This window comes from Candidatus Dependentiae bacterium, assembly GCA_040878395.1.
Taxonomy (GTDB): Bacteria; Babelota; Babeliae; order Babelales; family Vermiphilaceae; genus JAKBEL01.
In genome coordinates this window covers 87,281-100,467 of record JBBDMI010000003.1, presented here as the reverse complement: position 1 = coordinate 100,467, position 13,187 = coordinate 87,281, and the positions used below count along the sequence as shown (strand labels likewise).

The following is a 13,187-nucleotide window of genomic DNA, read 5'->3' as shown; positions in this document are numbered from 1 at the left end:
TGTTTTTCACTTATTTTTTGCTGTTCTTTTTGTGGTTGCCCGTCCGGCTGCAGCATGTATGTTATTGTATGCAATTGCTCGCTTTTTTAACTCATGAAATTTTTCGATATATCTGTTCACAATTTGTGGATTATTTAACACCACAACATTCTCTTGATTACTCAAGCATGCTGACTTGGTGAAATTAAATGACCCTGTCCAAACCAATGGCTTATCATCAACATTATTCAAAAAAAGCACGAATTTATTATGCATAATATTCGACATAGTTGATGCATTACCAGGTGATTTTTTTGGATCATACACAAAAACAGAAATTCCTTTTTCTTGCAGCAATGCAATCTTGGTATAACGATCATGCAAGAAACTTGGATCCGCAACTAACTGAATTTCAATGCCCCGTTTATGTGCACGCACTAAAGCATCAGCAATATTTTTATTGGTAAATGAAAATATTGCTAAATAAATACCCTTTTTTTCTTGATCAATAAAATCTATTATTTTTTGCTGCAAATCATCATCAGGAGAAAAGTATGCCTCATTTACCGTACATTCAACATCAGAAAAACTACTTTGTGCGTTACGTTGAGAAACCTCTTCTTTTGATAAACCAACAATAAAATGTGTTTTACCAAATGAAACGGGAACTTCTAGAATTGTTTTGCGAGCTCTTGATTTACGTGTGCTTCGATTTAGTGAAAGCTCAGGAGGGCATATCCCTGATCCTACCAAAAAAAAAGCTAATGCAAAAAGTGCCAAAATACGAAATATTCTTTTGAAAGCATGCGCTTGCATTACTTCTCCCTTTTTTTAGCTACATTACCAGGTGCAGTTTACTATATTATATATTCATTATCAAAGGCTTTCTTGTTTTTTTAAATTACATGTTAATTTTTATTTTTTGATTTCATGCTGCCGTGTGCGGCAAAAAGGTAAGCTTGTCGAAGTCATGCTGCCGTGTGCAGCGAAGTCATGCTGAACTTGTCGAAGCATCGTGATCGCTTGTTTTTCTTTTTTTAAAATTATTTATTGTCTTGCCAGACAGGCTAAGGTATTTTGCTTGTACAAAATACCTTAACTAAAATACACCAACATGCTGTTGGAGCGCCTTGCACGTTTGTATTCGGGCCATTATGCCTAAACGGCAAATACCCTCAGACAAACTACCGGACATAAATTTATAATAGACCTTATGCGTAATTAATTTTAAAAAATGCGCCCACCTCAAAATGTTATTATAATCTGCGTATTGGCATGTGCTATAATTTAAAGTAAATCAATTGTGTAATGTTTTGAGAAGTGTGATTTGACGGAAGTACAGGGAGATGGGAAAAAAGTATTTGTGTCTCTGTTTTTTTATTACGCATAAGGTCTAATATCTTTTTTATTCCTTTAGCGGATATGGAAGCCTAAGATCGACCACGTCCTTCGCAGCTCGAAGAGCGAAGTAGGAACGTGAGTGAGAGTGTGGGCTGACAGTCCGAATGAACAAAGTGAAGAAGGACGTTTTTATCCGCGATAAGGGGATTAAAAAAAGGGGCCTCCCTTTTTTTGCCCGGAGTCCAGAGGTTGTGGCAAGACAACCTTTGGAACAAAAGTAATTCAAAAAAAAGAAAAGCCAATAATTTCACAAGAAGCTAAAAACAACAAAAAGCCCGTCCGGCGAGGACTAAAAAATCAATCCCCAAATTTATACCTCATCTCAACTTCACCAATCAAATCACGACGAATGTCCCGCGTTGCGCGTACACTAATATCATCAGATAATAAATATTCCAATTCAAAACGAGTATCTTCAGTCAAACTAAAGTTCTTTTGAATTACAGCACGCCAACGATCGCTAATATCAATCTCAATTGCACCACGCAAACCACCACGACCACTTTGATCAATAAAGCTTGGCACCAAATGTATACGTCGGAACGGTTTGAGCAAATTGCCAAAATAACGACTTGCATTATGCGTCGTTTGATCATACCCAAATAAAATCGATTTAATGTTTTGCATAATAAGCGCAGGCATAACCATATTGAGTGATTCTTCTTGCGAACCGACAAGTAATAATGAAATGATCTGCTCTTCACTTAAAGTCGGTGACGCCTCTAGACTCACATGCTGATTTTGCAATGAACCGGTAACATGTAAATTAATATTATTTTTTTTAATACAGTTTTTTGCTTCTAATTCAATAAGCGGATCATCTAACTTACCTGGTGAAAAATGCAAAGAGCCCTTGGTAATATATAAAGGCTTATAAGGAAAGTGCAACTGACCAGTACTTAAATTAACCGATCCTGAAACATGCGGATCTCGTACTTTATTTTTTATTGATAAATTAATACGGGCATCAGTTTGCAAAAATGGCGTCTGCACCCGTACCGGATATTTTGTTTTTATAGTAATATCACATTGCAAATCATCGTCATGCGTATCAAATGAATAAGCGGTATAATTACGCATATTTTTTTGAAACACATCAGAAAACAGGTTCTCTTTCAACTGCGAACGATCAATAATCAAATGCCCTTTTAGGCAAGCATCAGCATCCTGCTTCTTACTCAACAACATTGATCCTGAAACAATAGCAAACAGTTCTTTTTCAACGTTAAGCAAGCAACGATCAATTAAAACAGGCGCATATACAAAACTTGGACTTAAATCATCGGCCAATACAACATGCATTTTTTGAGTTGAAATGATACCATTATGCAATGTGCAAACCAAATCTTGTACTGTACATTTTTTATACAATGGATCAACAAAAAGATCACAGTCAAAACCTTGAACAAAGTTATAAGTCCGCGGCAAACGAATTGCACCATTAACAAGGTGCACATTTGCATGATAACATTGATCAATTTTATCAATATTAAGTTTAAATATCCCTTCACCTTGCAAATCATATTGTAAACGTTTCTTGAGAATATCTTTGACACAACCAACATCAATAAATCCTGAATAATGCTGTTCTTCGTTTCCAGTCATTTGTACTAATGTATCTCCTTGCGCATTCGCATAATCAAACGAATTTAAGTACAAAACAGGATCATAACAAGCATTAAGTTTATACCTATTTTCATCGAGCGTTCCTTCCGCTTCAACATGCGCTCCCTGTATCAATGCAGTGCCTGAGGAAACAATATGATTTTGTACTTTTGCATGTGTTGCTTTACCATCATAATGAACATGTAATGCTCCGTGACCATCAACATCACAACTAATGGTTAGGTCATCCGGCAATATTTGCCAATCATGCTTAGGTGAAAAAGTAAGCCGTGCATTATTTTTTATACTTGCTTGCGCAATCCCTTCTTGCGGGCAACAGGACCAAGATCCTGCAACACATGCACCTGAAGTTCTTTGTAAATACAGTCCGCCACCAAAATGAGCTTTGCCTAAATCTTCTGTATTTTTATTAAAAGTAATCTTTGCAAGCGAGCCGATCTCTTTATCTTGCCAACGCATGCGCTGAGCAGAAACATGCCCATGAAAGTTATCTGTGTCATCGTAGGCTCCATACTTTGCCTGTAATGCACAACTACCTGATAATCGATTATCATCATTATCATTTGTAAGCATATGCCAAACATAATTTAAGGGAAGTTTCGCCTCAACTGAAACTTGCAAACCATTGCCATCTTTTTTAATTAAAACAGGATCAATAGCAAATGAGTGGTCAACATTTTTTAAACTAAAAGTTCCTTGATTATGATGCCATGCCCCGGAGATATAACACGGAGTAACTTCTGAACCCAATTGTGGCATTTCAATTGATGCAGCCCCTTTAACACAGACATCAATAGTTGGGTGTCCATCGAAAGAATCAAATTGTAACGAGCCGGACATATTTTTAAACAATGTACGTTCTTGTGCAAGAAGTGAACCCTTATAAAGATCAACAGCTACATTAAAACAGTTGTCGATCTTTTTGGCCTGAATGTCCCAATGTAAATCAACATAACGATGCTTTTGCCTGTCTTCAATAGTAACAAACAGATCATCACATTCCATATCTTTCAAGAATGTATATATCGAAAGTTGTGGCCCACGAAATGCCAAATAAAGATGATTGGCAATAGCAAGTTCATCATCTTTTATTTGAGAATATGCATGCATATTTTGAATATAAATTGAAAAATCAAATGAGCCATACAGTAACAATTGCCACCATGAAAAACCAATATTGAATTGTTTTGCACGCCATGACCAATCGGTTCCATTTTTAGGCATTACCTGTAAATTTCTACACTGTAGTTGCAATCCTGACATAGAACAATCTTGTAAACGGCATGAAACTCTACAATCAAGTGCATACTGAAATTGGGTAATAAAATAATCTAGCACATATTGCTGTATCCATGTATCACGCTGAGCCATGAATCCAACTATGCACAAACCGGCAATACAAGACAACACAAGTTGCTTTAACATAGTAACTATTCCAAAAAATACTGGTCCAATCTAATGTAAACTTGATCTAGTCAGTTCTTTGCATATAATTTAAAGACGCTACTTTGTCATCCTCTTCGAGGATGACAAAAAAATACCCACTTCTTTCATTAAGCCGCATTATATCAGCAAAAAAAAACAATTTGCAAAATAAATTTCTTAAATCTAATTCACGTTAATCTAACTGATGCCATTTACCAGCATAACGATATTTGCGCAAATAGGAATACGACGAAACTGACGAACTCAACGCATACAAACAATTATGTGCCACATCAGTTATATACACTGCTCCTGCACTCATACTCCCATCTTTTGAAAAACTGATATGATTATTTTTAAAACTACACGGCTTTGATAATAATTTTGTAGGCGTTGACGGCGGTCCTTTCACGTATGGCAAAACATCAAATTGTATACCTTGCGCCAATTGACATTGTTGATTATTAAATTGATAAGAATTATCTACAAGATTCAATGTTATATCACAAGTTTTTCCGGTAACCATTGCATGACGCTGCATATACAAACAGGTCTGATACAAACTATCTAACTCTGCACAGGCATATCCACGCTTTAAAAAACGCAACTGCCCAAAGGATAGATACAACGTAAGAGAAACCAACGCCAAAACAATAAGCATCTCTAACAAAGAAAACCCTAAACTTTTTTTTTGACCTATATTCATTTTAAAATACATATACTTTACTCTCATCATCTATATTTATTATCATGATGCATGTGAAATTATTTAAAAACAAGTGCATATAAAAAAATAAAAAGCAAAAATGCACTCAATAATAATCACAACCGAAAAGACATATACCTTATGAAAAAAATCTATATCCTACTTGTAAGCCTCATTGTTCCCACAATAAATTTTACGTTTTTTTCCAATTTACCTGAAATCAGTCAATATGCTGCGAGCATTGATGAAAATCCTCCAATACAAGGTACCACTTGGGCAAACCCTGATTTTTCTGCCTACTCTCGTACGCTTGTCCAAAACTGGTTTAATAGATTTCTTTATAAAATCAACATAAAAACCCCACCTTCATGGAATATAAAAGGTTTTGCACACCTACTTTCCAAAGTAACTAATGATCGAGAAAACTCTGGGTACATTGGCCGATACGTAATAAAAATGAAACCGCAAGAAGGCAGTACATTTATCATTTGGGGCGACGTCCAAGGGGCATTTCATTCCCTCGTCCGTGCTCTTGAAGAGCTTTTTAAGCGCGGTATTATAGATGAAAACCTACAAATAATTAAACCAGACTACTATTTTATTTTTAATGGTGATTTTATTAATAGATCTGCATATTCTCTTGAAGTACTTGGCTTAATACTAAAATTAATGGATGAAAATTCTAATAAAGTATTTTATATACGAGGCAATCATGAAGATGTTGATCATTGGAAGAATTTTAACTTAAAAGATGATCTAATCATTAGAGCTGCCTCAATTTCAAATGAAGACCCTCCCTTAGGCAAAGAAATTTCAAGCTTTTTCAACACGCTTCCTCTTGCACTTTATTTGATTGGAAGTGAAGATGATGAATCAATTAATGTTATAAGAATATCTCATTATGGACGAGATAAAACAGAACTTGATGAAGAAAAATTTACAGGATTTTTTGAAGGTACCGATAAAAGAATACAACTCTTTCAACTTAATAATAAAGTTAAAGATAGCGAAAAAAAAATAAATATTCGCGCAATTATCAAAAGTGAAAGTCGATCAACAATATATCGACCAACACCCGGCTTGGCCCAACTCGAATCAGATAAAGGATCAACTGCATGGACACTTCTTTCAGCACCAACTGAAAGCTATCGTCATTTACAAGACTTTTACTTTGATGCCTTTACATTTCTTAATGTAGGCAAGACATTAAATGAATGGACAATAACTCTCTACAACCAAGACGTCAGAGAATTATTGGGCTTCAAGAAAAATAACACCTACAATTTAGTAACCGGACTGCAAGAACTTCGATCTGACGAAGAATCAACAAGTAACGATCAGTTATTTACAAATCTCTTAAGAAACACAATAGAAATCGAAGAAAAAATTAAGAAACTTTCTCAAAGCTGTACTCTTGCTCAAAAAAGCAATGAGATAACTCCGGTCGATGCAAAAAAGGAAGAAAAAAAAGATACCTTAGAAGTCAAACCTGAAACAGAAGCCGCTGTGGTTGCTCCAGAACCACAAACTGGAATGGTCGTACAAAACAATACTATTGTTATAGGTACGTCTATTCCACTAGAAAGATTTGCTAAGATGTACGGAACAAATATTCAAAATGGCCTCATGATGCCCATAACAAATATCAATAATCGCGGAGGAGTACATAATAAATCCATAAAACTCATCACCTTGGATGATGAATATACTCCTGACAATACTCGTGAAAACATACTTACTCTCTTGAATGAATATAAAACAAATATTCTACTTTCTCCATTTGGAGACCCTACACTAGAGGCATATCAAGACTTGATTAAAGAAGAAAAAGTTTTAGTACTCTTTCCTAATTCAGGTGTTGGACGTGGATTAAAATATGTTGTCCATTTGCGCAGCTCATATGCTCAACAAGGAAAAATACTTGTTGATTATGCAATTAAAAATAAAGATGCAAAACGAATTGCTATTCTATATCAAAACGATATTTGGGCAAAAAATGCAATTGAAGGAGCTAAAGAAGCATTCAAAAAGCACAATATTACTGACTATCTATTTGTAAGTTCTGAACGCTATGTATTAGACTTAAGCGAACAAGCAAAAAAAATTAAAGAATTCAATCCTGATGCTATCGGTTTTTATGTCCTGTCCATTCCAACCAAAGAACTTCTAAACAAAGTAGGCATGGACTTTCTTACAAAAAAAATGTTGTTTGGCCTCGACACGCTTTCTGAACCAAGATTAGAAGACTTCTTAAAACAAAAAGGTTTGGATATGATCATTTCAAACATTGTCCCCAATCCAAATGCAAGTAACATTAACATCGTTAAAGAATACCGAAAAGATGCCGCCAACAAAGGCTTAGAATTCAATACAATCAGTCTTGAAGCATACATAAATTCTAGTGTTCTTATAGATTGCCTAAAAAGATTAGAAAAACCAATAAATAAAGACAATCTTTTAGAATTTATCGAAAATATAAAAAATTACGAATTTAAAGGCCTCAAGCTCAATTTTTATGATCGCGGACTATTAAATACTCTTTGGCTAAACACTGGAAAACCGGAATGGGAAGAAATCGATCTTCTTTCATACAATTAATGAATATGTAATTTCATACAAAAGTATGTCATTCAAACTCTTCCACTTCAACTTCAACAGTAGCGACCGAAAGAACTTCAGAAATAGTTGTCAAACCTTCTTTAATTTTACGCAAACCGTCCTGTACAAGTAACGTCATACCATCCTTCATTGCCTGTTGTCGCAAAAGAGAGGTATCAGCACGCTCCATAATCAACTTTGCCAACTCAGAGGTAACTTCCATCATTTCAAAAATAGCAAGACGACCTTTATAACCGGTTTGTGCACATTCTTCGCATCCAACCGGCTCATAAAATGTAATATCTTTTGCGGTTTTTTCATCTAAACCGATACTTGCAAGCCTTTCTAATGTCGGTTTATAAGGTTTTTTACAGTATGGACACAATTTACGGACTAAACGTTGTGCCATCGCAAGCTCCAAAGATGATGCAATCAGATAAGGCTCAACACCCATATCAAGCAAACGAGTAATGGTTGCCGGTGCACTATTAGTATGCAATGTACTTAATACTAAATGACCTGTTAATGCTGCTTGAATTGCAATTTGAGCAGTTTCTTGGTCACGGGTTTCACCAATCATTACGATATCTGGATCTTGTCGCAGAATAGAACGTAAAGCTGCTGCAAATGTCATACCAATTTTACTACGAACTTGCACTTGCCCAATACCTTTTGTTTGATACTCAACCGGATCTTCAACGGTAATAATATTAACTCCAGGTTTATTCAATTCACCTAACACCGCATAAAGCGTTGACGTCTTACCGGAACCGGTAGGTCCGGTAACATAAATAATACCATTCGGCTTTGAAATTGCTGTAGTAATAATTGCAAAATCTCGATCGGAAAAACCGATATCTTTTAAATTAGAAAAAGTACGGGACTTATCTAACAAACGCATCACAATACGTTCGCCAAATTGCACGGGCAAAATCGAAACACGAATATCATACGGTTTTCCCGCAATGCGTAAATCTATTCGTCCATCTTGTGGTACACGTTTTTCAGCAATATTTAAATTCGCCATAATCTTTATACGTGAAATCAATGCATCCTGAATTCTTTTAGGCGGTGACATGATATTATAGAGCACGCCATCAATACGATAACGAACGCCAACTTCTTTTTCATACGGCTCAATATGAATATCAGATGCACCCTGTTTTACCGCTTGATATAAAATATGATTAACCAACTTAATAACCGGCGCTTCTGCAGCCATTGAAACAATGTCACCTTCATCAATATCGGTAAATTCTACTTGTTCAAGTGCCGGCTCCTCTTCTGCCAACTCTTGCATCATCTGCTTGGTTCCTTCAAGCGGATAATACTTATTAATTGCTTCGATGATCGTTTTTGGCTGAGCAATAGCAAAACCAATATTGCCACCTAATAATAAACTTAACTCATCAATCGGTTGAAAATGCATAGGATTTGAGGTCAATGTAGTTATTTTTCCATCAATGACAACCGGCATAACTTCATTTTCGCGCAAGAATTTGAGCGGAATTTTGCCTAAAGTTGTAATGTCTGCCATTTTATCAGTAACAACATCAATGTACGGTGCACCAACATATGCTGCCAATGCTTTTGCAAGCGCTTCAGGTGTTATAATTTTTTTTGCTAATAAACATTCAGTTATTGCAGCACCGGACTCATTACTCTCTTTTTTACATTGATCTCGTTGGTCAGAAGTTATTAAACCTGCCTCAATGAGCAGATCTCCCACATCCTTTTTGAACATTTTCATATCCTAAAATGGCTTGTATTAATTATTTTGACAGCATAACAAACCAACAATAAAAATAATAGTATAGAAATGTTACAGACAAGGGAAACCTGAAACAGCCTATTGTATTAAAAGGAGCAAATCTTAATCTCATGGCATTTGCTTTTATAAGCCCAGGCGATAAAATTATTATATGCAACTCAAACTATCTTGATCTATAAAAGGTTTAAAAAATGAAACAGATTGCTCTTATACTATCTCTGATAACGATCACTGCAATACATGCAAAAGATGATCTTGTAAAATCTGAACAAACAGAAAAAATAACTACACAAGAACCAAAGACAACTGAAAATCAAAACCCTAAGACCACCCAAGATCAAAGCACAGTTACAAATGAAGTTCTTGATGAAGAACCGCCAAGAATGCTCGTTTTTGCCCCTGCACCTCCAACTGAATACACAAAACAAAAACAGGAACTCAGCCAACAATTTAGTCGCAACCTACCAGATCAAGACGAAGCAAGAAAAAGAAATAAAGAACGAAAAGAAAAAGCATCATACAAAAAATGGATGCAAAAACGCCGAGCACCACGCAAAGAGCATTTGACTATAAGCCAAATGAATTTCCACCAACTATTGCAACGAAAAAATGAACTTCTTTTAGAAGGTGATTATGAAGTTGCTATTAAATATCTTGAGAAAATGTTCCGTCTGACTGAAAATGCTGAGCAATTAGTTTTCATCATGCTCGAATGGGCAGAACTTTTGATGAAAACAGGGCAATATGCAAAAGCAGAAAAACTGTTCGATGACTTTATAAAACTCTATCCCGGCAATGAATATGTTGAACAGGCATTTGTAAAAGCGATTGAGTGCAGTTGGGAACAGACTGCAAATTTTGATCGCGATCAAACAAAAACTGAAGATACACTCAATTTGATTAAACAGTTTGAGACACGTTCTGCAATCTATGCCAAAGAAAACATAGAGCGCGTTTCCGAATTCAAGCGCATGTGCCAACAAAAACTTGTTGATAGCAATCTCTATGTTGCTCAGCATTATATCGGCCGTGGTATTTATCGTTCTGCTCACAAACGATTAGATGATGCTCGCAGCAATGATTTGGTTGTCCGCCCAAACATCGAACCCAAATTACTGAAACTGGAAATCGAGCTTGCCCAAGCAGAACAAAACAAAACTATCGAACAAACAAAATTGAATGAATTAATTGAAAAATTCCCTGATCATGAAATTACATTAGCTTTAAAGCCGACCATACAAGATATAAAACAGGTTACTGCCTAATAACCACTTGTATAGTTTGCAACAAAAATCTACGTAGACGCATTATATATCGCAAAATTCCGGTAGCTTTCGTTTGCGTATAAAACATGCCAATTGTACAAATAACAGATAAACTTGCTAATGTTGCAAGTACGACTTTCGCTTGTCTGTTTACTAAATATAAAAGTACAAAGAGAAGCGCATATATTAATCCGTACAACAAAAATAGATACATATGAATATCATTCATAATAAGCGTTTTACCAACAAATAACTTGATAAAAAAAGGAAGCTTTTCAAGCATCGATAATTGCGTTTTAATAATATAACGCACCAATGCAAAACTATATGCTCCACCGACAGTAATACTAATCGATTCAAAGATTCTTTTTTTTGCCCAAAACAATGTATAGAAATATGGGATACAGGTATAAATACCAAAAAGAGCTGCTGCAATCCAAAAAACTTGATATATACTCAAAAATCCTTTTTTTCCCTCTAAATCGGTAAAAGTAAAAAGTAGCGGATTATACATTACAAACCCCAGAAAACTCAAAGCTGCCAATTCAAACCAACCCCGCCAATAAGCAATCAGCATCGAAAACAATAAAAACAAAACAAAATACCAAGCTAAAAAAGATCTACTCAAGAAAACCAATACTATTGAAGGCGTAACCAAACTCATTGCGATTGCCAACACTGCGAGTAACCAACCCTGAAAACGAACCGCCGCATACGCTGCTGCAAGAGCAATAATAGTTAAATGCCAAAAGGTTTCAATAGGCTTGAAAAGAGCAAATGAGACATATGCTTGATAAAAAGATGCATATAACAGACTAACACCGGCTATCGCACCCCCATAAGCAATATAGATATCATCTTTAAAGTGATAGAGATAAAATGCCATTCCAATAAACAGAACAGCAACTGAAGTAACAGATATTAAAGCAATCATTGGTGAAATTATAGGAGTGGCCCGAAACATAAGATAACCAAATAAAAAGGCACTCATAGCCGGGATAATTAATTTAAACAAATTACTCAAGAAATCGATAATTAATACTAAGCTATTTTTTTGACTCATTATATCCTCCATATTTATATGAAGATACTATAATACAGCCTCAAGCATCAATCCTATTGAGCAATATACATATATAAACTATTATATATGCACAACTAAACACATAGAGCTAAACTAGAAAGGCCTTTAACTATGTTATTATTTTTTTTAACACTACTGATTGGATCACATGTACAAGCAATAATATATTCCGCCGGTATCTGGAAGGACCCCGCAAACAATCATGTCATTATCGGTTATGGTGATATTCATCTACCAGATAAACATAGCTGTTACCAACAATATGAACTTATTAAGGGAGCATCACACATACCTAATGCCCATATGATTGTTGAAGACAAAATGGCTGCTAAAACATCACGGCTATTACTACTAGGCCCTTCCCACCGATTTGGTAAAGAAATTCCTTTATTTTGTTTACATCCTTGGGCATTAGCTGCCGGTATCAAAAGTTCAAACATTGAATTTAGACCTCGTGAAGATAGCGTTTTAGGATGTTTCTATGCACCACCGATATTAAAACAATATGAACAAACATTAGCTTATAAAAATGACTTTCAAGAACATAACAAAAAAATTATTGGTGAATTTGAAAAATATGGTTTGCCAATACTTAAGAAATTACAACACTACCCTTTTAGCATGACCAACTATAATAAAGTAACAAATCTATTTCGTTCAAAACTAGGACTCAATCCTTTGCCAACGTATTGCCTCTTCTCAAGTCGAGAAGCTCATTTGCTTGACCTGCATATACTGCAAAAAATATCCGAGGATCGTAGAAAAAATCGAACATCTATTGTCGTAGCAGGTGGAAAACATATAGAACAAATTGCACCTGTTATTGAAAAAAAAGGCTATCAACGATGCTCATATCATGAACATCCTACAGAACACTTAACAGAAGAAGGCATAAAAAGACATCTTTCATCTTATACTTCTTATAACTCTAACATCGATCCTATAAACATTTCTCTGACATATAATGCAGCAGCAAAACATATCAATACCTCTGAAACATCTCCTGGTCTACGCACAAAAGCAACTCTAAACATTTTGCGCTATCGAGGACTGTTGGAAAAAAGCCCCTTGGGACATGTTAATAGAATTAGAAGCTATACTACAGGCCGTGCTGCAGGAATGATATTATTTGGCTTAGCATGCTATAAAGTTTCTTCTGAAATCTGCTCTAAAGCAGGACTATAGATACTTTTTTACTCAAGCACCTTTATCAAAACAGCTTAATAGAAATAATACTAAAGCAAAAGGCAACTATTCTATACAAATTGACAAACCAAGGTAATTATGTAAAATGATAAGTGTATATATTAATATAAAAAGCTGAAAAACAGG

At 35.3% G+C, this 13,187-nt stretch carries 8 protein-coding genes; 3 read left to right on the top strand and 5 right to left on the bottom strand.

What is annotated here, in order from left to right:
* Positions 1-6: 6 nt before the first annotated feature.
* The 3 genes from WD055_00830 to WD055_00820 form a co-directional block, all read right to left on the bottom strand.
* Complete coding sequence (locus tag WD055_00830; GenBank protein ID MEX0848755.1) at positions 7-795, bottom strand: phospholipase D-like domain-containing protein; 789 nt, start codon at positions 793-795, stop codon at positions 7-9.
* An 882-nt stretch (positions 796-1,677) separates the two neighbouring features.
* Positions 1,678-4,431, bottom strand: a complete 2,754-nt coding sequence (locus WD055_00825; protein ID MEX0848754.1) for a translocation/assembly module TamB domain-containing protein — start codon at positions 4,429-4,431, stop codon at positions 1,678-1,680.
* 193 nt (positions 4,432-4,624) lie between these two features.
* Positions 4,625-5,137 (bottom strand): prepilin-type N-terminal cleavage/methylation domain-containing protein, encoded by a 513-nt coding sequence (locus WD055_00820; GenBank protein MEX0848753.1) that lies wholly within the window; start codon positions 5,135-5,137, stop codon positions 4,625-4,627.
* Between the two features lie 141 nt (positions 5,138-5,278).
* Here WD055_00820 and WD055_00815 point away from each other — a divergent pair, with 141 nt between their 5' ends.
* Positions 5,279-7,735, top strand: coding sequence for an ABC transporter substrate-binding protein (locus WD055_00815; protein MEX0848752.1), 2,457 nt, complete (start codon positions 5,279-5,281; stop codon positions 7,733-7,735).
* Between the two features lie 28 nt (positions 7,736-7,763).
* On the opposite strand, the gene gspE is transcribed toward WD055_00815, so the two are convergent.
* Positions 7,764-9,479 (bottom strand): type II secretion system ATPase GspE, encoded by a 1,716-nt coding sequence (gene gspE, locus WD055_00810; protein MEX0848751.1) that lies wholly within the window; start codon positions 9,477-9,479, stop codon positions 7,764-7,766.
* A 218-nt stretch (positions 9,480-9,697) separates the two neighbouring features.
* On the opposite strand from gspE, the gene bamD reads away from it, so the two are divergent.
* Positions 9,698-10,771: an outer membrane protein assembly factor BamD gene (gene bamD, locus WD055_00805; GenBank protein MEX0848750.1), complete on the top strand. Its 1,074-nt coding sequence runs from the start codon at positions 9,698-9,700 to the stop codon at positions 10,769-10,771.
* On the opposite strand, the gene WD055_00800 is transcribed toward bamD, so the two are convergent.
* Complete coding sequence (locus tag WD055_00800; protein MEX0848749.1) at positions 10,761-11,834, bottom strand: DUF2339 domain-containing protein; 1,074 nt, start codon at positions 11,832-11,834, stop codon at positions 10,761-10,763. The genes bamD and WD055_00800 overlap by 11 nt on opposite strands.
* A 132-nt stretch (positions 11,835-11,966) precedes the next feature.
* Between WD055_00800 and WD055_00795 the strand changes: the two genes are divergently transcribed.
* Positions 11,967-13,040, top strand: coding sequence for a hypothetical protein (locus tag WD055_00795; protein MEX0848748.1), 1,074 nt, complete (start codon positions 11,967-11,969; stop codon positions 13,038-13,040).
* Positions 13,041-13,187: the final 147 nt, after the last annotated feature.